The sequence below is a fragment of the Rhodococcus sp. RDE2 genome, from assembly GCF_020885655.1.
GTDB lineage: Bacteria > Actinomycetota > Actinomycetes > Mycobacteriales > Mycobacteriaceae > Rhodococcus > Rhodococcus pyridinivorans.
The window spans coordinates 4,645,388-4,668,131 of the sequence record NZ_AP025186.1; the positions used below are offsets into that span (position 1 = coordinate 4,645,388).

Consider the following 22,744-nt stretch of genomic DNA (forward strand, 5'->3'; position numbering starts at 1 on the left):
GCCTACAGCCCCAGATCCTTGGAGATGATCGTCTTCATGACTTCGCTGGTGCCACCGTAGATCCGGGTCACGCGGGTGTCGGCGTACAACCGGGCGATGGGGTACTCGGTGATGTAGCCGTAGCCGCCGTGCAGCTGCAGGCACTTGTCGATGACACGGCCGGAGACCTCGGTGCAGAACAGCTTCGCGCGGGCCGCATCCGCGACCGTCAGTTCCTTGCGGTCGAGCAGCTCGAGGCAGTGGTCGACGTAGACACGCGCGGCCTGCGTCTCGGCCGAGCACTCGGCGAGCACGAACTTCGTGTTCTGGAACGACGCGACCGGCTTGCCGAACACCTTGCGCTCCTTGGTGTATGCGATCGCGTGCGCGATGGCGGCCTCGGCGAAGCCGACCTGGTTCAGGGCGATGCTCAGACGCTCCTGGGGCAGGTTGTGGGTGAGGTACCCGAAGCCCGCGCCCTCCTCGCCGAGGAGGTTCTCGACCGGCACCTTCACATCGGTGTACGACAGTTCGGCGGTGTCCTGCTGGTGCAGGCCGATCTTGTCGAGCTTGCGGCCCACCGCGAAACCCTCGCTGTCGGTGGGCACCGCGATGATCGACAGTCCGCCGCGGCGGTTCTCGGGATCGAACGGACTGGTGCGGCACACCGTCAGGATGAGGTCGGCGGTGACGCCGCCGGTGATGAACGTCTTCGCACCGTTGATGATGTAGTGCTTGCCGTCCTCGGACAGCTTCGCCGAGGTGGCGATGTTCGCCAGGTCGGATCCGGTGCCCGGTTCGGTCATCGCGATCGCCGTCATGATCGAGCCGTCGGCAAAGCCGGGCAGCCAGCGCTGCTTCTGCTCCTCGGTGGCGTATTCGAGCAGGTACGGGAGGATCAGGCAGGCGTGCACCGTGTAGGAACCGAAGGAGACTCCTGCGCGGGCAACCTCTTCGAAGACGATCGTGTTGAACTTGAAGCTGGACTCGCCGCCTCCGCCGAACTCCTCGGGGACCTGTATCCCCAGGATGCCGAGTTCGCCCAGCCGACGGAAGAATTCGCGGGGCGGGCGACCCATCTCGTCCCATTCCTCGCGATGCGGCACGACCTCACGTTCGATGAAGTCGCGCACCATCTTCCGGAACTGCTCGTGTTCTTCGGTGAAGATCGTCCGCTGCATGGCTTGTCCTCTGGAGTCGGGGGGATGGGGAGGTCAGTTGCCGGTGAAGTCGCCGGTGCGTCGTTCGAGGAACGCCGAGAGGGCTTCGCGGTGGTCCTCGCTGTGGTGCGAGAGGGCCTGGAGGGAGGCCGACAATTCGAGCAACGTGTCGAGATCGACGCGCTGGCCCTCGCGCAACAGCTTCTTCGTCATGCGCAGTGCGTTCGGGGGGTTGACGGCGACACGCGCGGCAAGCGCGTTCGCAGCGTCGAGGAGCTGCTCAGGGTCGACGACCTGCGAGACCATGCCCCAGTCGAGGGCCGTCGCGGCGTCGACGCGGTCGCCGGTGAAGGCCATCTCGGCGGCGCGCGCCGCACCGACCGCGCGCGGAAGCAGCCAGGCGCCGCCGTCGCCGGGGATGATGCCGAGCTTGACGAAGCTCTCCGCGAAGAACGCCTTCGTCGAGGCGATCCGCATGTCGCACATCATCGCGAGGTCGCAGCCGGCGCCTACGGCCGGTCCGTTGACCGCGGCGATGATCGGGACCTCGCAGTGGTAGATGGCGCGGGGCAGGCGCTGGATGCCGTAACGGTAGCCCTCGCGCAGGGCGTGGGGGCTGCCGCCGAACATGCCGCGACGTTCGTCCATGTCCTTGACGTTGCCGCCGGCGGAGAAGGCCGATCCGGCGCCGGTGAGAATGACGACGCGGGTGTCGATGTCGCGGTTTGCCTCCTCGGCGAGCTCGACGAGGCGATCGATGACGTCGTCACCCGAGATCGGGTTGCGCGCCTCCGGAAGGTTGATCGTCCAGGTCACGACGTTTCCGTCGCGCGTGCTCAGTACGACGTCCTGCGAAGTTGCCATTGCGGTCGCGGTCCTTCCGGTAGCCAGTGTGTGGCTCGCACCATAATTTGGTCGAACGATCGTTCAAATTACGGGGCCGGTCGGATCCTGTAAAGACCGAACGGGCTCGTGGCTCAGTCGGGCAGGCTCACGTTCGATTCGGCGATTCTTATGGCTACCTCGTCCGGGAAGATGTTCCGGAAGACGAAGGGATCGCGGCCGAGCACCCAGCCCGGCGCCAGCGCGGTCGCGTAGCGCTCGAAATATCCGAGCTGCTTCCCGAACAACACGAGTTCCTCGGGCGTCGACGTGTTCCACTTGCGGCCGAGCGAGACGAGCGCACCGATCAGTTCGCTGAGCCGCAACTCCCCCACGTCCTGACCGAGCAGCGGACCGAAGATCTCGGCAACCTGCCGGCCGACCGCCGCGTCGTCGACGTCGAGATCGGCGGCGACACCGAGCGCCCGCACACTCTGCGCGACCGCCGTGAAGTCCCCGTCGAGCAGGGCCGCGCGGAACAACGCCCGCAGCAGCGCGCGCCACTTCTCGGGCAGTTCGCCGACGATGCCGAAGTCGAGCAGCGCGACACGTCCGTCGTCGAGCAGCCAGAGATTGCCCGCGTGCACGTCGCCGTGGAACGGGCCGTGACAGAGCACCGCCTCCATCCACACCTTCACTCCGCGGCGCACGAGCAGGGAGGTGTCGAGATCGTCCTGGCCCGGCACCACCCGGTCGACGGGCTTGCCCTGCAGACGCTCCATGCAGATCACCCGCGGACCGCACCACTGCCAGTACACCTCGGGCACCGTGACGTAGGCGTTGTCGCCGAACGCGGAGATGTTGCGGCGGAAACGATCCTGACGATCCGCTTCGACCGCCGCGTTGAGCTCGGTCATCGTCGCGTTGTAGAGATCGCGGATGATCCCCGGAGTGTTCGCGATACGGAAGAACTCGAAGAGTTGCAGCAGCTTCGCGCCCATGTAGGCGGCGCGCAGATCGACGAGCATGCGGTGCGCGATCCCCGGTCGCTGCACCTTCACCACGGCCCGTCGGCCGTCGCGCAGCACGCACCCGTGCACCTGGGCCACAGACGCCGCGGCGAGCGGCACATCGTCGAACGACTCGAACATCTCGTCGATGCGGTGTCCGAGATCCTCCTCGATCACCGCGCGGGCCTGCTCGGAAGGGAAGGTCGGCACGTCGTCGAGCATGCGCAGGCACGCGTCGGCGAGGGCCGCGGGGAACAGTCCGGGTGACGACGCGATGAGCTGGCCCAGCTTCACGAAGGTCGGCCCGAGATGTTCGAAGGCGTCGACGGTGCCGTGCGCGGCCGCTTCGACGACGCTGTGCTGCCGGGGCCGGACGGTCCACCGCAACACCGCCCACACCACGAAGGCGATCAGGACGGCGGCGACGACCACGGCCCGTCCGAGCTCGGCCGGCCCGAACCGGTCGAGCGGAGGCCGCTCGACGTCCAGTGCCCCGGGTGGAAGGACGTCTGCGAAGGGGCCGACGGGCCCGTTGCGCTCGGGCCTGCTGTGACCCCGCGCTCCGGATACGCCTTCGCACAGCGTGTACTCGTGCACGACCTGTCCCCACTCCGTCCACCACGCGCTCACCTCGGCGCGACTTCGTGCACGGTACCTGTATCCGGCCCCCCCGATCGAGACCCGGCGATCATCTGTCTTCTGTCGGTGCCCCCGACTACTCTCTGACGGGTAGCGGATTCGGGTCCGACCAGCCGGGGGTATCGCGCTCATGACCGAACAACTGCTCGAAGAATCTGCCGGTTCGACATCGACGTCGACCGATTTCATGGAACTCGCCGAGCCGTTCCGTCGCGAATTGCTCGCCCACTGTTATCGCATGAGCGGGTCGCTGCACGATGCGGAAGACCTGGTCCAGGAGACCTACCTGCGCGCCTGGCGCGGTTACGAGAACTTCGGCGGCCGCTCCTCACTGCGCACGTGGCTGCACCGGATCGCCACCAACGTGTGCCTGACGGCGCTCGAAGGCCGCAGTCGCCGGCCGTTGCCCACCGGGCTCGGCGCGCCCAGCTCCGATCCCACCGACGATCTGGTCACCCGCCCCGAGGTGCCGTGGCTCGAGCCGTTCCCCGTGGGGTACGCCACCGACGATCCGTCGGATCCCGCCACCATCGCTGCCTCCCGCGATTCCGTCCGCCTCGCCTTCGTCGCTGCTCTGCAACACCTGTCCGCCCGCCAGCGCGCGGTCCTGCTGCTCCGCGAGGTCCTGCAGTGGCGCGCCACCGAGGTCGCAGCCGCGCTCGACACGTCGACGGCGGCGGTCAACAGCCTTCTGCAGCGGGCACGTGCGCAGTTGAAGGACGCCCAGGTCCGCGACGACGACCTCGCCGAACCCGACAGCGCCGAGACCAAGGCGTTGCTGCAGCGCTGGGTCGACGGCTTCGAGAAGTACGACATCGATTCGCTCGTCGAGATGCTCACCCAGGACGCCGTCTGGGAGATGCCGCCCTTCGAGGGCTGGTACCAGGGCCCCGACGCGATCGTCACCCTCATCAAGCACAAGTGCCCCGCGAAGGGCCCCGGCGACCAGGTGCTGCTTCCCACCGTGGCCAACGGCCAGCCGGCATTCGGGCTGTACATGCGAGGGGAGGACGACCGCCACCACCCTTTCCAACTGCAGGTGCTCGACATCGTCGACGGTAGGGTCGCGCACGCCACCGTCTTCTTCTCCGACGACACCACGGCGTTGTTCGCGCGATTCGGACTGCCGGAGGACCCGGCAGCCCGCTGACGGTCGCGGTCAGGCTTCTGCGGTGACGTTCTCCTCGGCGTCCTCCGGAGTCCAGGCCTGCGCCGCAGCCGACATGTCCATCCACATGACCTCCCAGACGTGGCCGTCGAGGTCGCGGAAGGCCCGCTGGTGGGCGAAGTCCCCCATCTCCTCCTGCGCCTTCTGCGCGCCGGTCGTCACCCATTCGCTGCCGCCGGCCGCGATCGCGCCGTCGACGAGCGCGTCGACGGCGTCGCGACTGTCGGCCGAGACGCACATCAGCGCCTCACGCGCCTTCGTGGTGTCGCAGATGTCGTCGTTGATGAAGTCGCGGAATCGCGGCTTCTCGAGCAACATCACGTAGGTCTGCTCGTTGATCTCCAGGCACGCGGTGTTCTCGTCGCAGAACATGTCGTTGAAGGTGAATCCGAGCGTGTCGAAGAATGCACGGGAGGCGGCGACGTTCTCTACGGCGAGGTTGACGAACAGCATGCGCGACATGGTTTCTCCTGCGTTCGGCCCGTCCTGCGCGGGCGCGGTGTGGGTGTCACGGATACAGACCGGCCGCCCCGCGAGAACTCATCGCGCACCCCGAGATTTCTCGCCGCGGTGTGGTCGTCACTGTTTACCGAGCACCCAGACCGGGCCCGTGATCAGCCAGATCACCGTGATCGTGGCGAGGGTGGGGAAGATTCCGTACAGCGCCGAGGCCTGTTCGCCGTTCGCGACGGTCGACCCGAGCCCGAGCACGGCGGCTGCGCTGATCCCGGCCGCGAGCAGCCATCGCCCGAAGTCCGCACATTCCTTGCGGAAGGCCTCCGGGCCTTCCTTCGGAGCGCGTTCCGGTTTCGCACCACCCGCGAAGTGGTAGGCGAACCGCCGGTCGGCCCACCGGACGACGCTCGGCCCGAAGGCGACGCTCACACCGAGATAGATGCCGGCCACACGGTGGACCCAGCCGACCTCCGCGCCGTTGTGCAGATCCACGGCGACGGCCGCGAGCAGGACGACGTCGATCAGCGGGATCAGGGCGAGCAGCACCGTGCCCGTCCTTCGGAGCCGGAGCAGATACCGGAACATGAGCCCGGCCGCGAGCACGACCCAGAACGCGATCTCGCACCCCACGATGAAAGCGGCGATGTGGCTGAACATGACCTCAGAATCGCGCGCACATCCCCCGCGCGCGTCGCCCGATGGGCGGCAGATGCCTCATCACTTCGGGTGACGCCGACCCTGATCCTCCCCCGGTTGTGGTCGAATCGTTGCCGTGGACAACCGTGAATCCGAGATTCGAGTGGGATTCGTGAACCCGCGCTACAACTCCCTGCTCGTCGCCCTCGCGTACTTTGCGGGTGGCGCGCTGTTGTACGCGCTGGATCTCGGTGTGCTCGTCGAGGACCGGCCGCCGCAGCCGCTGTGGGTGTGGCTGGTTCTGCTCGCGTGCGTGTGTGCACCGATGACGATGCGTCGCACACGACCGCTTCTCGCACTCCTGCTGGGCACGGTTCCGGTACTGGTCGACCTCGTCGTCGGCCCTTCGCTGCCGGTCTGGATCGCATACGGCGACCTGCTGTACACCGCAACGCTCTTCGGCTCGGCGCGGACCAGTCGCTTCCTCGAACGCGCCCCGTTGGTCCCGATCGTCGTCGGCGCCGTCGCGCTCGGTGTGTACTTCGGAGAACTGCGCATCGCCGTATGGGCCGTGTCGATCGCCGCGCTCGTGATCGTCGTCCCGATCTGGTGGGCCCGATCCGTCCGCACACATCGGGACGCCGCCGAGATCGAACGGGCACGCGCCGAGGCTCTCTCGCGGGTCGCGGAACTGGACCGTCGCGCCGCCATCACCACCGAGCGGCAGCGTCTGGCCCGCGACCTGCACGACGTGGTGGCCGGGCACCTGTCGTCGATCGCGATCCAGAGCGAGGCCGCGCTCCGCCTCCGCGATTCCGATCCCGACCGAGCGCTGACCGTGCTCGAGTCCGTGCGCTCCGGCAGCGTGGCCGCCCTGCAGGAGATGCAGTCGATGGTGCGTCTGTTGCGCAGCGACGACACCGACGAGATCACCACCGCGGGTCGCCTCGCCGACCTCGAACCGCTCACCGCCTCCGCACGCGCCGCCGGCACCTCCGTCCGGATCGACGGTCGTCCACCCGCAGACCTCGACGCGGAGGTCGATCTCACGGCCTACCGCATCGTCCAGGAGACCCTGACGAACGCGGTCAAGCATGCACCCGGACGGCCGGTGACCCTTCGTTTCGACGACGCCGACGGCCGCCTCGGGATCGAGGTGGTGAACCCGATCGGCGACCCGGACACCCCGGACCCGTCACCGGCCCGCGGCGCCGGGCACGGCCTGCGCAACATCGCCGAACGCGCCGCCGCGGTGGGCGGGCACGCCCGCTCCGGTCGCGACGGGAACGAATGGAGGACATACGTGCAACTGCCGATCGCGAACAGGAGTACGACGTGACGATCAGGGTGTTGCTCGCCGACGACCACAGCGCCATCCGCGCGGGCCTGCGGCTCCTGCTCCACACGAGCGAGGACATCGAGGTGGTGGGCGAAGCCGCCGACGGTGCCGTCGCGGTGTCGCAGACGCGCGCCCTCGCCCCGGATGTCGTCCTCATGGACATCCGCATGCCGCACGTCGACGGGATCGCCGCGACCCGCACCATCACCGAGGAGACGAGTGCCCGGGTGCTGGTGCTGACGAGTTTCGAGATCGACGAGTACGTCTTCGAGAGTCTTCGGGCCGGAGCGGCCGGATACCTCCTCAAGACCGCCTCCGCGGATGCCATGCTCGACGCGATCCGGGCGGTGCACTCCGGGGAGTCCGTGCTCTCACCGCAGATCACGCGAACCGTCATCGACGCGTTCGTCTCGAAATCGACTCGGCGGGAGGATGTTCCGGACGGTCCGGATATCGACGCCCTCACCGCACGCGAACAGGAGGTCTTCGCGTGCCTGGGCGAGGGATTGTCCAACCGCCAGATCGCCACCCGCCTCGGCATCGGTGAGAACACAGCGAAGACACACGTCGCCCGGGTGCTCCACAAACTCGGGCTGCAATCGCGGATCCAGGCGGCCATCCTCGCCCGGGACATGCCCGACCATCGGCTCTAGGATCGGGGCCCGATCATCGGCTCTAGGATCGGGGATGCACCAGGATTCGACAACCGACTCCGAAAGCGCGGGAAAACAATGACCGGCACTTCCGATCACGACGACCTGCTGCTCAGCGACGCCGAACGCATGCACGCGTTGAACGCACTCGGCGAACACTACGCCGCGGGCCGGCTCGACAGCGCCGAGTTCTACGAACGATCCGGAGAGATATCTTCGGCGCGAACGTTTTCGGCGTTGCTCCCCTCCTTCCGGGGGCTACCCGGCGGTGTTCCCCTCGAACAGGTCGACGGTCACATCCGGATGACCCACGACTCCTCCGCGCCGGCGGTCAGCCACGACAGCTCCTCTGCGACGGCACCCCAGTCCCCGGAGGACGAACTGGCCTCGCTCCGCGAACGGGGCAGCATGGTCGAGACGCTGGACTGGATCATCATCGGCGTCACGCTCGTGACCTTCCTCGTCCTGCAGATCGCTCTCGACTGGAGCTACGCGTGGATCGTGTGGCCGTCGCTGATCGTCACGCTCAGCGTTCCGCGGTTGATCCTGAAGTACAGCGACGACGACGAGAAGGTCTACGAAGAACTCAAGAAGTCGGAGGCCGCCGAACGGAAGAAGCGGCTCGAGGAGGCGTCGAAGCGGATCCGGGAACTCGAGGGTCGCCGCGGTCCGGAGACGCCACGGAGCTGAAGCGACCGACAGTCACGGAGCTGAGCCGAGGGGTGACCGCAGAGCGGGGGCGACCGGTGATCGCGGACCGGGACGAACCACTCCCCGATTGCTCTTTATTGCGCTGTTCCTGGTAGAAGCAAGGAATGGCAATCGAGACCGCACAGTTCACCGTCGATCGTCCGGGTCGTTTCATGGGCGTCGGCATCGAGGTCGCCGACGACGCGTCGGTCTCGGTCACCCAGTCCGTCGGATCGCACCTGTTCGACCACCGCGGGCAGACCACGCTCGCCTCCATCGGCGTCTTCACCGACGTCGCCGCGGGCGCACCCGCCGGTATCGCGCGATTCGCGGAGACCGGTGAGCGACCGCAGAGCGTGCTGTCGCACGTGACGGCGACGCTCGCCCACCCCTTCCCCGCCTCGGGGGCCCTCGTCGGTCACGGCAGCAGCCTGTTCTTCGACGAGTCCACCGCCGTGTCGGGCACCGACGTGCGCGACGAGCAGGGTGCTCTCGTCGCGCACCTGGTCGGCCGCTCCATCGTCGTCGGGCGCACGCCGATGGAACTCGGCGCCGAGGCGTCGGAGGCCGTGCCGGAGCGGGACGAGCCGGAACCGTGGTCCGATGTGGCGATCCTGGCCGAACTGCCCGGCCTCGACATCGTCACGGGCATCTCCACCGGGACTCTTCCGCGCGGACCGCTCGCCGGGCTGCTCGGACTCGAGGTGACAGCCGCCGAGCGCGGCGTCGTGCAGGCCCGGCTGTCGCCGCGCGAGTGGATGGCCAACGTGATCGGTTCGGTGCAGGGCGGTGTGCTCGTGTCGATGGCGGAGGCCGTCACCGGCCTGGCCGCACAGACACTGACCGGCATCGATCAGAACTATCGCGTGCTGGAGATCGGCCTCGACTACCTCCGCTCGCCCGCCGTCCCCGGGCCGGTCATCGAACTGCGATCCGAAGCGGTGCGGGCCGGACGGCGACTCGCGTCCTTCGAGACGACGCTGTGCGCCGCCGACGGCACCGTCTACGTGCGCGCACACGCCAACGTCCAGCTGCTGCACCGCGCGTAACGGATTCGCAGGAATCTCCCAGCTTTCTCGCACCGTGCCTCGAGCGTCCGGACGCACGATGGTCGGAACGAGGACGCACGGAGGAGAGATCATGAACGAGGACGGTCGAGCCCACACCGAGCACAGCGGCCGCGACACTCGCAACGACACCGACTCGATCCACGACCCGACGGGGACGACGGTCACCGCACGTGAGGGTGACCGGGTCCTCGCCGCGATCAACGTGGGTGTCGACGTCTGATCACGCTGCTCTGCGCGCGGCCGTCACCGCCGCGGCGCCGAGCCTCGGGAACCGGCCGTCGGAGATCGTGGTGAAGGTGTTGCCCATGCGGTTGGTGACGAACGCGACCGACAGTCCGGTCTCCGGGTCGGCGAACGCTCCCGAGCCGCCGAAGCCGTAGTGGCCGACCGACCGCAGCGGCTGCTGCCTCAGGGCGACCCATCCGGGGTGGTAACCCAGCCGCCAGTTGGGTCGGATGCCGAGGACGTAGTCGCGTCGCCGGGTTTGCACTTCGAGCAACTGGCCGACGGTGTCCTCCTTCAACAGGCGGGCACCGTCGATCGCTCCGCCGTTCGCGATCGCCGCGTACATGCGGGCCAGGGCCCGAGCGGTGAACACACCGTTCCATCCCGGCATGACGGCGTCGTGCGCGGACGGACTGCGCATCAACTCGTCGAAGCCCTCCGCCATGCCTGCCTCGGCGAGACCCCGCACGCCCGGCGCGTGCGACAGCACCGCCGACGCCGTCGTCCACGGTGCCGGCAGGAAGTTGACCTTGGGGAACACCCGGGCGATGCGGTGCCGTTGGTCCTCGGGCACGTGGTACCAGAACTCGTCCGTGCCGAGCGGCTCGGCGATCTCGGTGCGCACGAGTTCCTGGAAGGACACCCCGGTCACGCGCGATGCGATCTCGGCGACGAGGTTGCCGTAGGTGACAGCGTGATAACCCGGCCCGTGGAAACGTCGTGGATCGGGTGGGGAGGCGGCGAGCGCGGCGGCCACCGCCTCGGAATCGAGCAGTCCTTCCCTGCCGGGCACGAGACCGCGGGACCTGTGCAGTCCGGCGCGATGCGACATGAGCTGTCGCAGGGTGATCGTCTCTTTGCCGGCCGCGGCGAACTCCGGCCAGTACTCGGCCACGGCTGCGTCGTAGTCGAGCAGGCCACGCTCGGCGAGGCGGTGCACCACCGTGCTGGCCACCCCCTTGCCGGTGGAGAACGACAGCACCACGGTGTCGCGGGTCCACCGCTTGTCGCGTGCGGCCCAGCCCGCCCAGATGTCGAGGACGGGTTCGCCGTGGAGATAGCAGGCGAGAGCGCCGCCGCCCTGACTCGGCTTGTAGAACATCCGGAAGAACAGATCCGCGACAGGCATGAAGCGCGGATCGACCAGCATCTGTGTGGACGGGGTCGCCACGGGCGGCTCCGTCGTGGAACCTTCGGTCATGAGGGCGATGGTAGGAGTATGTAAACGCTCCCGAGGGTGTTCTCCCACTTCCGCGGCGGTCCGGTCCGCAGGGTGACTGCACGACCTGCCCTTCCGGTGTAAGGATGGGGAGCATGACCCTCGCGCAGAACTCGGAGATTCGCTCCGGCATCGATCTCGGACACGTCGACGAACGGGTCCGCCCCCAGGACGACCTCTTCGAACACGTGAACGGCCGATGGCTCGCCGAACACGAGATCCCCGCCGACCGCGCGCTCGACGGAGCCTTCCGCACGCTCGCCGACAAGGCCGAGGTCGACGTGCGGACCATCATCGAAGAGGCCGCGGCGTCCGGCGCCGAGCCGGGCACCGACGCCCAGAAGATCGGCGACCTGTACACCTCGTTCATGGACACCGCGACGATCGAGGCAGCCGGTCTCGATCCGATCCGCGGGGAACTCCGGGCGGTCTCCGGCGCTGCCGACCGCGCCGCGCTCGCGGCAGTACTGGGCGGGTTGCAGCGCGCCGGCGTGACGGGTGCGCTCGCGCACTACGTCGACACCGATTCGAAGAACTCCGAGCGGTACCTGATGCACGTTTCGCAGGGCGGGCTCGGGCTGCCCGACGAGTCGTACTACCGCGAGGACCGCTACGCCGAGATCCGTGACCGGTACACCGCCCACATCGGCCGGATGTTCGCCCTCGCCGACCTGCCCTACGACGCGGCGAAGGTGGTCGCGCTCGAGACGAGGCTGGCCGCTGGGCACTGGGACGTCGTCAAGCGTCGCGACGCCGACCTGAGTTACAACCTGCTCACCCTCGACTCGCTGCGCACCGATCTTCCGCAGTTCGACTGGACGGGATGGATCACCGCGACCGGCGCGACCACCGAACAGTGGGCCGAGATCGTCGTTCGTCAGCCGAGCTTCCTCGAGACGTTCGCGACGTTGTGGGCCGACGAGGACCTCGACGACTGGAAGGCCTGGGCGGTGTGGCGGGTGCTGCGCGCGCGGGCTCCGTACCTGTCCGAGGCGTTCGTCGACGAGAACTTCGCGTTCTACGGCCGCACGCTCACCGGTACGCAGGAGATCCGCGACCGCTGGAAGCGCGGTGTGTCGCTCGTGCAGGACCTGCTCGGCGAGGCCGTCGGCAAGCTCTACGTCGAACGGCACTTCCCCGCCGAGGCGAAGACGCGCATGCAGGTGCTCGTCGACAATCTCACCGAGGCGTACCGGCAGTCCATCACCGACCTCGAATGGATGAGCCCGGCCACACGCGAGGCCGCGCTGCGCAAGCTCGAGAAGTTCACCCCCAAGGTCGGCTATCCCGACACCTGGCGCGACTACTCCGCTGTGACGATCACCCCGGACGACGTGGTGGGCAACTACCGCAGCGGGTACGCCGCGGAATACGACCGCGATCTCGGCAAGCTCGGTGGTCCGGTCGATCGCGGCGAGTGGTTCATGACCCCGCAGACGGTCAACGCCTACTACAACCCGGGGATGAACGAGATCGTCTTCCCCGCCGCGATTCTCCAGCCCCCGTTCTTCGACCTGCATGCCGACGACGCCGCGAACTACGGCGGTATCGGCGCGGTCATCGGGCACGAGATCGGCCACGGATTCGACGATCAGGGCGCGAAGTACGACGGCGACGGCAATCTGGAGAACTGGTGGACCGATTCGGACCGCGAGGAGTTCGGTAAGCGCACCGCGGCCCTCATCGCGCAGTACGACGAGTTCGAGCCGAAGGCCCTTCCCGGACAGCGTGTCAACGGCAGCTTCACGATCGGCGAGAACATCGGTGATCTCGGTGGCCTGTCGATCGCGTTGAAGGCCTACGAGATCGCGCTCGACGGCAAGCCCGCGCCGGTCATCGACGGCCTGACCGGCCTGCAGCGCGTGTTCTTCGGATGGGCGCAGGTGTGGCGTACGAAGGTTCGCGACGAAGAGGCGTCACGACGCCTCGCCGTCGACCCGCACTCGCCGCCGGAGTTCCGCTGCAACGGCGTGATCCGCAACATCGACGCTTTCTACGAGGCGTTCGGCGTCACCGAGGGCGACAGGCTGTATCTCGATCCTTCGGAGCGCGTGCGCATCTGGTAACTCCACGCACGACTCTGCCCCGACGCGGACAGCGTCGGGGCAGTGGTCGTTTCGGGGGCGTTCGTTTCGGGGGCCGTTCTCGGGCTGTCGCCTACCGGATCAGCCGAGGTGCGAGCTCGGCACCGGAACGCCGCGCGCGTGGAACCACGGGATGGGGTCGACCTTGGCGCCGCCCGGCTGCCACACCTCGTAGTGCAGGTGCGGGCCGGTGGACTGGCCGCGGTTGCCCATTGTGGCGATCTGCTCACCGGCGCGGACGTGCTGGCCGACCGAGACGAGGGACTGATCGATGTGGCCGTAGACACCGGTCGTGCCGTCGTCCTGCGCGATGCGCACCCACAGGCCGAAGCCCGAGGCCGGACCGGATTCGATCACGACGCCGTCGGTGACGGAGAGGATGGGCGTGCCGATCGAGTTGGCGACGTCGATACCGTTGTGGTTGGTCCCCCAGCGCGGACCGTAGCCCGAGGTCAGCGTTCCTGCAGCGGGGAAGGCGAGCGCGGGGCGACGCGCGGCCTGCTCACGAGCGGCCTGCTCGGCGGCCTCGCGGGCGATCCGCTCGGCCTCGGCACGCTGTGCTGCCTCCTGGGCAGCGATCGCCTCGACGACACGCTGTGCTTCCCTCTCGGCGGCGCGGTTCAGCTTCTCGGTGTAGTGGGATGCGTCGACACCGGCGACCTTCAGCACCTGCGGTGCGGTCGAGAGGTTCTCCCCGGCGCCCGTCCATGCGGTGGCGGACTCGACGCGGACCCGGTCGCCTGCGGCGTTCGCGACCGTCGTTCCGCCGACGGTGACGGCGCTCGCGAGGACCGCGACTGCAATCCACCTGCCGGCGCGGGTTGCGCGCCGTCGCAGATCGGTGGCTTCTCGGGTGTGGGTGGATTCAGGATTTCGGATCACAGCAGTTTCCTCTGGGACAGGCCATCGGTAACGAAAGGGTCACGATTCCATCACAGAGTACTTCGACCTTTGACGACCTCAGCGTGTCGCCTTGACTCCAAACCGACCGGTATCGGACAAAAAGCGCCCGATTTGCCCTACTCGATTCACATCGACACCATCGACCTCACGCGTTGGTCGCAAAACCGGGGTGAACCGTGAGTGACGTCACGCCTTCGGATAACGGGGAAACGATCTCCGAGGGGGTATCGAGGCGGTATTGCGGCCCCAGCCGAGAGGGTCCTACCGCACCGCGAAACGCAGACCGAAATTGTCGAACGTCGCGGGCAGCGGACGCGCCGGATCCGGCTTCATATCCGACACCACGGTGAACTCGGCGGACCGGAGCAGAGTCGCAAGGAAGGTGCTCGCCGCGAACAGCACGATGCTGCGCCCGGGGCACACCGTCGGTCCGGCGCTGAACGGCACGAGCGCGGGATAGCGCTCGGCGCGGCCGTCGAGCCAGATCTCGGGTTCGAAGGTGTCGGCGAACGGCAGGTCGTCGGAGCGGTGGAAGGCCGAGGACAGGATCACGAAGCCCGTACCGGCGGGAATCGTGGAGGTACCACCCGCACCGTCGCTCCACGTGGTCTCTTCCACGGAGTCCCGGAGGATCACCGGAGTAGTCGGCCACAGCCGGGTCGTGTCCAGCACGCAGGCCCGCAGGGACTCGTAGACCTGCGGTGTCCCGGCTTCGGTTCCCGACAATTCCGACTCGACGCGCAGACGCTGCTCGGAATGGGTCGACAACACCGCCAGGGTTCGGGCGCTGACCATGCCTGCGGCGTCGAACGCGAACAACCAGTGCGGCATCTGCCCGATCGGGTCGACGGACGCCGGCGCTGCGAGGTCCCGGACCACCCCGGCCAGGCTCTGGGACGGAGCCGCCGTGACATGACGGTGCAGGTTCTGGGTGAACCGATCGCGCAGGCGGTGCCGGAGCGGATGCGCGAACGACCAGTTCCCGTTCGAGCGCAGCGTCCACAACTGGTCGGTGATGCTCTCGTCGTCGCGGGCGGCGTCGCCGAACGCGAGTCGCCGAACGAGGCGCCACCAGGTCTTCACGAAATCGGGAGCGTCGAGTTCACCGCGCGACCTGGCATGGTCGAGCAGATCCTGCGCCTCCTGCTCGATCACGGGAACCCATTCGGCCGCGAGACGGTGCAGGGCGTGTTCCGGTTCGAGGACCGACTCGTTGAACGCGCGTCGCTGGGCGCGGATGTTCCCTCGGGAGATGAGCACACCGTTGGGCTGGAACGGGCTGAGTGCGGCCACCTTCTCCTTGTTGGCCGCAGTGAACGATGCCGTGTCGGTGCGCAGGATCCGGTCCACATCCTCGGGCGTCAGGACGATCGCGAGGGTGCGGCCGGGGATCGGCACGACCACCGGTCCGTCACCGTGCCGCTTCCGTAGATCGGCGACCAGGCGGACCACGCCGGCATCGGATTGGTTCTTCTCGAGCAGCTTCATCGCCCAACGCCGACGAGCGATCGGTCCCACCGCCACGAACGGCACGGCCACCTGGCCAAGGAGCCGAACGGCGTCGGTGGGTGAAACGGTCGCGGTCGATGCAGGCACAGATGCTCCCGGCGTCGGGGGGACAGGACCTATGAAGGCTTCCCGTCGGGAGCACATCCAAACGTCCGTCCGGACCCGCAGGGGGAGATCACCGCAACCCTGGGACGAGCAGGCGTGCACGGTCCGCGGACAAAAGCACGCCTCCGGACGGCATGCAACTGTCTTCAGGGCGCGCAAACGTTCGGCGCTGCAGTGACAACTACCCGTCCTGGTTTCCCTGTGCCCTATTTTCCGCGCGCCTGCCTGCCGCGTGAGAGCACCCTGTCGGCCGCTTCCCAGTGGGCATCGGCGATCCACAACCGCGCGAACGCATCGACCGCCTCCTCCGGGCTCGCACCGTCCACGACGCGCTTGATCGACGCGGACGACGGGTTGGCGAGGGCGCGGCCGAGAGTGCGCCACCCCTCGTCGAAGGTCTCCCGCGGGATCACCTTGTCGACGAGGCCGATGCGTTCGGCCTCCTCGGCTCGCAGGATGTCGCCGGTCCCGGCGAGCATGAGGGCACGCCCGCGTCCGACCAGCGAGGCCAGCCGTTCGGCTCCGCCCCAGGCAGGCATGATCGCCAGCGACACCTGGTTGAAGCCGATCTTGATGTCGTCCGCGGCGATACGGATGTCGGCGGCGACGGCCACCTCGGCACCCCCGCCGAGTGCGTGACCGTTGAGCGCAGCGACGACGGGAGCCGGGAAGGCCGCGATCCGGTCGCACACGGTGCGCATCTGCCGGGCCATGTCGGCGGCCTGCCCGTGGGTGCGGAGCTTGGCGAGTTCCTTCAGGTCGCCGCCGGAGACGAAGGCGCGGTCGCCCCCACCACGGATCACCAGGGCACGCGCCTGCGCCTGCTCGGCCTCGTCGAGCACCTTCTCGAGCTGGTCCATCGTCTCGGGGGCGATGGCGTTGCGCGCGTGCGGGCGATCGATGGTGACGACGGCGAGTCCGTCGTCGAGCTCCAGCTCCACCATGGTCTGCTCTCCGAACTGATATTGGAATTCTACTTTTCGGAGAATACCATCTCCACAACCGGCCGAGGCCGGTCTGCACCGGTCGCGCCGCGACGAACGGCGGCGTGACGCCACCCCGGACACTGGAGCTTTCAGATGCGGCAGATCCCCTCCGAACTGGTCGAACGCTACGAGAGCGAAGGGTGGTGGACTCGCGAGACGATCGGCGACATGCTGGCGCGCGGCCTGAAGGCCGCACCCGACACCGAGTTCCGCATCCACTCGACCATCCGACCGTGGTCGGGCACCGTGAGCGAGGTCGAACAGGTTGCGCGGCGCCTCGCGGCCGGCCTGCACCGCCGCGGGGTCGGCCCCGGCGACGTGGTGGCCTTCCAGCTCCCCAACTGGATGGAGGCCGCGGCGGTCTTCTGGGCCTCGTCCTTCCTGGGCGCGACCGTCGTGCCGATCGTCCACTTCTACGGCCCCAAGGAACTCGGGTACATCCTGCGCGAGTCCGCTCCCAAAGTGTTCGTGTGTGCCGAGAAGTTCGGATACACCGAGTACCGGCCCGAACTGTGCGCCGACGTCCCCGTCGTCGGTGTCGTGGGACGCGACTTCGACGACCTGCTCGACGACGAACCCTTCGAGGGTGTGCTTCCCGTCGACCCCTCGCAGCCCGCGCTGCTGGCGTTCACGTCCGGTACCACGAGCGACCCGAAGGGCGTGATCCATACGCACCGCACGCTCGGTTTCGAGACGAGGCAGCTTTCCGAGCGGTATCCCGACGACCGCGGGTCGCAGCTCACCGGGGCGCCGGTGGGTCACTTCATCGGCATGGTCAACGCCTTCCTCATCCCGATTCTCGACCACACCCCCATCAACCTGCTCGATGTCTGGGATCCGGCCCGCGCGATCGAACTGATGGAGAGCGACGGACTCGTGATCGGCGGTGGCGCAACTCATTTCATTACCAGCCTGCTCGACCACCCGAACTTCGATCCGGACCGGCACCTGCAGTACATGAAGTACGCCGGCCTGGGCGGGTCGACCGTGCCCGCCGCCGTCACCCGCCGTCTCGACGATCTCGGCATCACCGTGTTCCGCGCCTACGGCAGCACCGAGCACCCGTCGATCACGAGCTCACTCGTCACCGACCCGGTGGACAAGCGCCTGTTCACCGACGGCAACGCGTGTCCCGGAGTGGAGATCCGCATCGCCGACGACGGCGAGATCCTCAGCCGTGGACCGGATCTGTGCATGGGATACACGAACCCGGAACTCACGGCCCGCGCGTTCGACGAGGACGGCTGGTATCACACCGGAGACGTCGCGATCGTCGACGAGGACGGCTTCGTGACGATCACCGACCGCAAGGCCGACTTCATCATCCGCGGTGGGGAGAACATCAGCGCGCTCGAGGTCGAGGAGGTGCTCCTGACCCTGCCCTCGGTCGCCGAGGCCGCCGTCGTGTCGGCACCGGATGAGCGCCTCGGAGAACATGCCGCCGCCGTGCTGCGCCTGCGGCCCGGGCACGAGATGCCGACGCTCGAGGACATCCGTACACATTTCGGGCAGGCGGGCATCGCCAAGCAGAAGTGGCCCGAGGAACTGCATCGCGTAGACGACTTCCCGCGCACCGCGAGCGGGAAGATCCAGAAGTTCCGGGTTCGCCAGGATATTGCGGCTGCGCACACATGAGAATAGTATTCTCGTAACAGGAGAAGGAGGATTTGATGACCGCGAACGATTTGCCGTACCAACTGTTCGATGCGGACAACCATCTGTACGAGACCGAGGAGGCGCTGACGAAATTCCTTCCGGAGAAGTACAAGGACGTGATCAAGTACGTGCAGGTCGACGGCCGCACGAAGATCGCGATCCGCGGTCAGATCAGCGATTACATCCCCAACCCGACCTTCGAGGTCGTCGCCCGACCGGGCGCCATGGAGGACTACTTCAAGAACGGCAACCCCGAGGGCAAGAGCCGTCGGGAGATCTTCGGCAAGTCCATGGAGTCGATCCCGGCCTTCCGCGAGCCGGCGGCCCGTCTCGAGCTCATGGACGAACTCCGCATCGAGCGCACGCTCATGTTCCCCACCCTCGCCAGTCTCGTCGAGGAGCGCATGCGTGACGATCCGGAGCTGATCCACGCCGTCGTGCACTCGCTCAACCAGTGGCTGTACGAGACGTGGTCCTTCAACTACAAGGACCGCATCTTCACCGTGCCGGTGATCAGCCTGCCGATCGTCGACAAGGCCATCGAGGAACTCGAGTGGTGCGTCGAACGCGGCGCGAAGGCGATCCTCGTGCGCCCGGCTCCGGTTCCCGGCTACCGCGGACCGCGTTCGTTCGCCCTGCCGGAGTTCGATCCCTTCTGGAAGCGTGTCGTCGAACTCGACGTGCTCGTGACCCAGCACTCGTCCGACAGCGGCTATGCCCGCCACACGGCGGAGTGGGACGGCGCCGACAAGGAGATGCTGCCGTTCGTCACCAACACCTTCCACATGGTCAACGAGTGGCGTCCGATCCAGGACGCGGTCGCGTCGTGGGTCTGCCACGGTGCACTCCTCCGCTTCCCGGAGCTGCGGATCGCGGTGATCGAGAACGGCGCGAGCTGGCTGCCCGGTCTGCTGCAGAACCTCGCCGACACCTTCAAGAAGGCCCCCGAGGGCTTCGGTATGAAGGACCCGGTCGAGGCGGTCAAGAACAGCATCCACGTCAGCCCCTTCTGGGAAGAGGACTTCAGCAAGCTCACCGCCCTCATCGGCGCCGAGCGCGTGCTGTTCGGTTCCGACTACCCGCACCCCGAGGGCCTGGCCGAGCCGACCACCTACATCCAGCACATCCAGCACCTGCCCTTCGAGGACCAGAAGCTGGTCATGGGCGGCAACCTCGCGAGGCTCCTGAAGGTATGAGCTGGCGGACCATCCCCGAGATGGTCCTCAGCGCCGGCGACCGCTTCGGTGATGCCGAAGCGGTCGTCGACGGGGACCTCCGGATCTCCTTCACCGATCTCACCGATCGAATCCGCCGCGCCGCCGGGGCATTCGCCGACGCAGGTGTCGGCAAGGGTGATCGGGTGGCGATCTGGGCCCCCAACTCCGCCGCGTGGATCGTCGCGGCCTTCGGCCTGCTCACCGCGGGTGGCGTGCTCGTTCCGGTGAACACCCGGTACCGCGAGGACGAGGCGGGCGACATCATCCGGCGCAGCGGCGCGAAGCTGACCCTCGTGCAGGACGGCTTCCTCGACCAGGAGTACGCGGTGCCGGCCGGTGTCCACCGGATCGACATCGCATCCGGTTTCCTCGACAGCGGAAGGCCTTTCGTCCGCGAGGTGGCCGGTGAGGACATCGCGGACATCATGTACACCTCGGGCACCACCGGGCGCCCCAAGGGCGTGATGATGAACCACCTGCAGACCCTTCGGATGTTCTCCGAGTGGTGTGATCTGGCCGATCTGCGACGCGGCGACCGCTATCTGCTCGTCAACCCGTTCTTCCACATGTTCGGCTACAAGGCCGGCCTCGTCGCGTCGTTCATCTGCGGCGCCAAGATGATTCCCGTCCCGGTCTTCGAGACGGACACCGTCCTCGACCTGATCGAGCGGGAACATGTGACCATGCTGCCCGGACCACCCACGCTCTATCACTCGCTCCTCGCAGCGCAGCAGGACCGGACCCACGACCTGTCGTCGCTGCGCGCGGCCGTGACCGGATCGGCCGACATCCCTGTCGATCTGATCCGGCGGATCCGGAGCGAACTGCCCTTCGAGACGATCATGACGGGATACGGTCTGAGCGAGACCGGCACCGCGACGGCCTCCCGCCGCGGCGACACCTTCGAACAGATCGCCACGACCGTCGGAAAGCCCTGCGACGGTGTGGAAGTGAGCATCGCCGATGACAGCGAGGTGCTCATCCGCGGATACAACGTGATGCAGGGCTATCTCGACGATCCGGAGGCCACCGCGGCGGCCGTCGACTCCGAAGGATGGCTCCACACGGGCGATCTCGGCGAGATCGACGCAGACGGTCACCTCCGGATCATCGGCCGCAAGAAGGACATGTTCGTCGTCGGCGGCTTCAACGCCTATCCCGCCGAGATCGAAGGATTCCTGCTCGAACACCCGGCCGTCGACCAGGTGGCCGTAATCGGGATTCCCGACGACCGGCTCGGCCAGGTAGGCAAGGCGTTCGTCGTCTCGTCCGATCCCGTCCCCGCCGAGGACCTGATCGCGTGGAGCCGCGCACGCATGGCGGGATTCAAGGTTCCGCGTGTCGTCGAGTACATCGACGCGCTCCCCCTCAACGCGACCGGCAAGGTCGTCAAAGAACTACTCCGTTGACACATCCCCCATCAGACAGGAGTTCCGGCATGTCGGACGAAGCTGCGATGATCGCTTTCGCCGTGAAGTGGCGACACTGGAACGGTGGGCCCGACGAGGACATCTGGGTCACCTTCGGGATCACCCCCGAGAACTACTTCCACCGCCTCCGCGGCCTGCTGACCAAGCACCGGTGGAACCAGTTGGAACCGCCCGTCCTCGAGCAACTCGTGCGCATCTGCGACGAGCGGCTCGACACCGTCGACATCGCCGCCGCGGCGGGCCGGCGTGATCGGGCACGGTACGCCTCGTCGGCGCATCCCCTCAGCAGATTGTCCGCCTGACCACGGCTTCGAGGAACTTCACGGGAATCGGTTTCGTCCTCCTTCGACTCGGGTATCCGCCGAGGCACCGAGCTCGATCGGAGGGGGCAATCGTGGAGAACGGTTCCGTCGACCCAACACCGGAAGCTCACGAAGAGCAGCCGGAGACAGTACGGCGCGCCATCGGCGCGTCGGCCATGGGTAATTTCACCGAATGGTTCGACTACGGCGTCTACGCCTACACGGCCACCTACATCGCCGATTCGTTCTTCCCCGGCGATCTCGAATCCGCGACACTGCTCACGCTGGGTGTCTTCGCGGTCTCCTTCATCATGCGGCCGCTGGGCGGTTTCGTGTGGGGTCCGCTCGGCGACCGGCTGGGTCGTCGTCAGATCCTGGCGCTCACCATCCTGCTGATGGGTGGTTCGACGGTGCTGCTCGGCGCGGTCCCCTCGTACGAATCGATCGGGTTCTGGGCGCCCCTGCTGCTCGTGCTGTTGCGCATGATCCAGGGCTTCTCCACCGGCGGTGAGTACGGTGGCGCAGCGACCTTCATGGCCGAGTACTCCCCCGACCGCAAGCGTGGCTTCTACGGCAGCTTCCTCGAGTTCGGCACGCTGGGCGGTTTCTCCGTCGGTGCGTTCCTCGTCCTGATGATCGATCTGCTGTCCACCGACGCCTTCATGGCGACCTGGGGCTGGCGACTTCCGTTCTTCGTCGCCGGCCCGCTCGCACTGGTGGGCCTCTACCTCCGTTCGAAACTCGACGAGACACCGGTCTTCAAGGAACTCGAGGAGGCGCACCAGGAGGAGGCCAGCGTCGGCGCCGAGTTCAAGGACCTGATCACCCGGTACTGGCGGCCGATCATCAAGATGATGGGTCTGGTCATCGCGCTGAACGTCTGCAACTACACGTTGCTGAGCTACATGCCGACCTATCTCGAGGATCGGATCGGTCTGACGACCACCTCGGCGCTGATCCTGGTGTTGATCGGTCAGCTCGCGATGATGGCGGTCATCCCGTTCTCCGGGGCGTTGTCGGACCGGATCGGGCGCAAGCCCCTCTGGGCGGCGTCGCTGGCAGGTCTGTTCGTTCTCGCCGTGCCGATGTACATGTTGATGTCGGTGGGCTTCGGCTGGGCCATCCTGGGCTTCACCGTGCTCGGTCTGCTGTACGTGATGCAGCTGTCGACCATCTCGGCGACCTTCCCCGCGATGTTCCCCACTCAGGTCCGGTTCGCCGGGTTCGCGATCTCGTACAACGTGTCCACCTCGATCTTCGGTGGTACGGCTCCCGCGATCAACGAATGGCTCGTCGAGCGGACCGGCAACGATCTCATGCCGGCCTTCTACATGATGGGCGCGTGCGCGGTCGGCCTCTTCGCCCTCTACTTCGTGGCGGAGACCGCGGGTGCATCGCTGCGCGGACGCGGCATCCCGGGTATCGACAACGAAGCACATCCCACCGCTCTCTCCCATCACTGACGCTCTCCCGCCTCCCGATCGGG

21 protein-coding genes are annotated in these 22,744 nt (G+C 67.3%); 12 read left to right on the plus strand and 9 right to left on the minus strand.

From position 1 onward, the window contains the following. Positions 1–2 precede the first annotated feature (2 nt). From LPH33_RS21610 to LPH33_RS21620, 3 genes are all read right to left on the minus strand, one after another. Positions 3–1,160 carry an acyl-CoA dehydrogenase family protein gene (locus tag LPH33_RS21610; protein WP_229565974.1) on the minus strand — a complete coding sequence of 386 codons (1,158 nt, stop codon included), beginning with the start codon at positions 1,158–1,160 and terminating at the stop codon, positions 3–5. 33 nt (positions 1,161–1,193) lie between these two features. Next, on the minus strand, positions 1,194–2,003 hold the full coding sequence (locus LPH33_RS21615) for a crotonase/enoyl-CoA hydratase family protein (protein ID WP_229565976.1): 810 nt from the start codon (positions 2,001–2,003) through the stop codon (positions 1,194–1,196). Between the two features lie 113 nt (positions 2,004–2,116). Continuing rightward, positions 2,117–3,553, minus strand: coding sequence for an ABC1 kinase family protein (locus tag LPH33_RS21620; RefSeq protein ID WP_229568431.1), 1,437 nt, complete (start codon positions 3,551–3,553; stop codon positions 2,117–2,119). 187 nt (positions 3,554–3,740) lie between these two features. Between LPH33_RS21620 and LPH33_RS21625 the strand changes: the two genes are divergently transcribed. Further along, a complete protein-coding gene (locus LPH33_RS21625) occupies positions 3,741–4,760 on the plus strand; it encodes a sigma-70 family RNA polymerase sigma factor (protein WP_138844629.1) in 1,020 nt (339 codons plus the stop codon). A gap of 9 nt (positions 4,761–4,769) precedes the next feature. Here LPH33_RS21625 and LPH33_RS21630 read toward each other — a convergent pair whose 3' ends face one another. Continuing rightward, complete coding sequence (locus tag LPH33_RS21630) at positions 4,770–5,240, minus strand: VOC family protein (RefSeq protein WP_229565978.1); 471 nt, start codon at positions 5,238–5,240, stop codon at positions 4,770–4,772. Positions 5,241–5,357: 117 nt separating this feature from the next. Further along, on the minus strand, positions 5,358–5,891 hold the full coding sequence (locus LPH33_RS21635; RefSeq protein ID WP_071935801.1) for a hypothetical protein: 534 nt from the start codon (positions 5,889–5,891) through the stop codon (positions 5,358–5,360). A 151-nt stretch (positions 5,892–6,042) separates the two neighbouring features. Between LPH33_RS21635 and LPH33_RS21640 the strand changes: the two genes are divergently transcribed. The 5 genes from LPH33_RS21640 to LPH33_RS21660 all read left to right on the plus strand — a co-directional run bounded on the left by LPH33_RS21640 (position 6,043) and on the right by LPH33_RS21660 (position 9,842). Next, positions 6,043–7,209, plus strand: coding sequence for a sensor histidine kinase (locus LPH33_RS21640; protein ID WP_229565980.1), 1,167 nt, complete (start codon positions 6,043–6,045; stop codon positions 7,207–7,209). Then, complete coding sequence (locus LPH33_RS21645; RefSeq protein ID WP_138844635.1) at positions 7,206–7,862, plus strand: response regulator; 657 nt, start codon at positions 7,206–7,208, stop codon at positions 7,860–7,862. Before LPH33_RS21640 ends, LPH33_RS21645 begins: the two co-directional genes overlap by 4 nt. Before the next feature lie 78 nt (positions 7,863–7,940). Next, the gene (locus LPH33_RS21650) at positions 7,941–8,552 is read left to right on the plus strand and encodes a DUF1707 SHOCT-like domain-containing protein (RefSeq protein ID WP_006553741.1); all 612 of its coding nucleotides are present in this window, start codon (positions 7,941–7,943) and stop codon (positions 8,550–8,552) included. A 125-nt stretch (positions 8,553–8,677) separates the two neighbouring features. Then, the gene (locus LPH33_RS21655; protein WP_064852267.1) at positions 8,678–9,601 is read left to right on the plus strand and encodes a PaaI family thioesterase; all 924 of its coding nucleotides are present in this window, start codon (positions 8,678–8,680) and stop codon (positions 9,599–9,601) included. A 91-nt stretch (positions 9,602–9,692) separates the two neighbouring features. Beyond that, a complete protein-coding gene (locus LPH33_RS21660; protein ID WP_229565982.1) occupies positions 9,693–9,842 on the plus strand; it encodes a hypothetical protein in 150 nt (49 codons plus the stop codon). On the opposite strand, the gene LPH33_RS21665 is transcribed toward LPH33_RS21660, so the two are convergent. Continuing rightward, a complete protein-coding gene (locus LPH33_RS21665) occupies positions 9,843–11,048 on the minus strand; it encodes a serine hydrolase domain-containing protein (protein ID WP_019290817.1) in 1,206 nt (401 codons plus the stop codon). A gap of 113 nt (positions 11,049–11,161) precedes the next feature. Here LPH33_RS21665 and LPH33_RS21670 point away from each other — a divergent pair, with 113 nt between their 5' ends. Then, positions 11,162–13,132, plus strand: coding sequence for a M13 family metallopeptidase (locus tag LPH33_RS21670; protein WP_229565984.1), 1,971 nt, complete (start codon positions 11,162–11,164; stop codon positions 13,130–13,132). A gap of 99 nt (positions 13,133–13,231) precedes the next feature. Here the strand turns inward: LPH33_RS21670 and LPH33_RS21675 are convergent, their stop codons facing one another. From LPH33_RS21675 to LPH33_RS21685, 3 genes are all read right to left on the minus strand, one after another. Beyond that, entirely contained in the window at positions 13,232–13,954 is a 723-nt protein-coding gene (locus tag LPH33_RS21675; RefSeq protein ID WP_229568435.1) for a M23 family metallopeptidase, read from the minus strand. 360 nt (positions 13,955–14,314) lie between these two features. After that, on the minus strand, positions 14,315–15,649 hold the full coding sequence (locus LPH33_RS21680) for a cytochrome P450 (RefSeq protein ID WP_229565986.1): 1,335 nt from the start codon (positions 15,647–15,649) through the stop codon (positions 14,315–14,317). A 224-nt stretch (positions 15,650–15,873) separates the two neighbouring features. Next, entirely contained in the window at positions 15,874–16,611 is a 738-nt protein-coding gene (locus LPH33_RS21685) for an enoyl-CoA hydratase/isomerase family protein (RefSeq protein WP_229565989.1), read from the minus strand. A gap of 135 nt (positions 16,612–16,746) precedes the next feature. Between LPH33_RS21685 and LPH33_RS21690 the strand changes: the two genes are divergently transcribed. The 5 genes from LPH33_RS21690 to LPH33_RS21710 all read left to right on the plus strand — a co-directional run bounded on the left by LPH33_RS21690 (position 16,747) and on the right by LPH33_RS21710 (position 22,721). Then, positions 16,747–18,288, plus strand: a complete 1,542-nt coding sequence (locus LPH33_RS21690; protein ID WP_229565992.1) for an AMP-binding protein — start codon at positions 16,747–16,749, stop codon at positions 18,286–18,288. Positions 18,289–18,323: 35 nt separating this feature from the next. After that, the gene (locus LPH33_RS21695) at positions 18,324–19,505 is read left to right on the plus strand and encodes an amidohydrolase family protein (RefSeq protein ID WP_229565994.1); all 1,182 of its coding nucleotides are present in this window, start codon (positions 18,324–18,326) and stop codon (positions 19,503–19,505) included. Next, positions 19,502–20,935, plus strand: coding sequence for a FadD3 family acyl-CoA ligase (locus tag LPH33_RS21700; protein WP_229565997.1), 1,434 nt, complete (start codon positions 19,502–19,504; stop codon positions 20,933–20,935). Before LPH33_RS21695 ends, LPH33_RS21700 begins: the two co-directional genes overlap by 4 nt. Before the next feature lie 29 nt (positions 20,936–20,964). Then, entirely contained in the window at positions 20,965–21,258 is a 294-nt protein-coding gene (locus LPH33_RS21705) for a DUF3263 domain-containing protein (protein WP_229566000.1), read from the plus strand. 176 nt (positions 21,259–21,434) lie between these two features. Next, entirely contained in the window at positions 21,435–22,721 is a 1,287-nt protein-coding gene (locus tag LPH33_RS21710; RefSeq protein ID WP_229568437.1) for an MFS transporter, read from the plus strand. Positions 22,722–22,744: the final 23 nt, after the last annotated feature.

Excerpts from the sequence above, each read along its gene's own strand:
- LPH33_RS21710 (WP_229568437.1), top strand. The coding sequence starts at position 21,435 with ATGGGTAATTTCACCGAATGGTTCGACTACGGCGTCTACGCCTACACG.
- LPH33_RS21610 (WP_229565974.1), bottom strand. The coding sequence starts at position 1,160 with ATGCAGCGGACGATCTTCACCGAAGAACACGAGCAGTTCCGGAAGATG.
- LPH33_RS21665 (WP_019290817.1), bottom strand. The coding sequence starts at position 11,048 with ATGACCGAAGGTTCCACGACGGAGCCGCCCGTGGCGACCCCGTCCACA.
- LPH33_RS21655 (WP_064852267.1), top strand. The coding sequence starts at position 8,678 with ATGGCAATCGAGACCGCACAGTTCACCGTCGATCGTCCGGGTCGTTTC.
- LPH33_RS21635 (WP_071935801.1), bottom strand. The coding sequence starts at position 5,891 with ATGTTCAGCCACATCGCCGCTTTCATCGTGGGGTGCGAGATCGCGTTC.
- LPH33_RS21670 (WP_229565984.1), top strand. The coding sequence starts at position 11,162 with ATGACCCTCGCGCAGAACTCGGAGATTCGCTCCGGCATCGATCTCGGA.
- LPH33_RS21615 (WP_229565976.1), bottom strand. The coding sequence starts at position 2,003 with ATGGCAACTTCGCAGGACGTCGTACTGAGCACGCGCGACGGAAACGTC.
- LPH33_RS21690 (WP_229565992.1), top strand. The coding sequence starts at position 16,747 with ATGCGGCAGATCCCCTCCGAACTGGTCGAACGCTACGAGAGCGAAGGG.
- LPH33_RS21700 (WP_229565997.1), top strand. The coding sequence starts at position 19,502 with ATGAGCTGGCGGACCATCCCCGAGATGGTCCTCAGCGCCGGCGACCGC.
- LPH33_RS21695 (WP_229565994.1), top strand. The coding sequence starts at position 18,324 with ATGACCGCGAACGATTTGCCGTACCAACTGTTCGATGCGGACAACCAT.
- LPH33_RS21650 (WP_006553741.1), top strand. The coding sequence starts at position 7,941 with ATGACCGGCACTTCCGATCACGACGACCTGCTGCTCAGCGACGCCGAA.
- LPH33_RS21705 (WP_229566000.1), top strand. The coding sequence starts at position 20,965 with ATGTCGGACGAAGCTGCGATGATCGCTTTCGCCGTGAAGTGGCGACAC.
- LPH33_RS21660 (WP_229565982.1), top strand. The coding sequence starts at position 9,693 with ATGAACGAGGACGGTCGAGCCCACACCGAGCACAGCGGCCGCGACACT.
- LPH33_RS21625 (WP_138844629.1), top strand. The coding sequence starts at position 3,741 with ATGACCGAACAACTGCTCGAAGAATCTGCCGGTTCGACATCGACGTCG.
- LPH33_RS21630 (WP_229565978.1), bottom strand. The coding sequence starts at position 5,240 with ATGTCGCGCATGCTGTTCGTCAACCTCGCCGTAGAGAACGTCGCCGCC.
- LPH33_RS21685 (WP_229565989.1), bottom strand. The coding sequence starts at position 16,611 with ATGGTGGAGCTGGAGCTCGACGACGGACTCGCCGTCGTCACCATCGAT.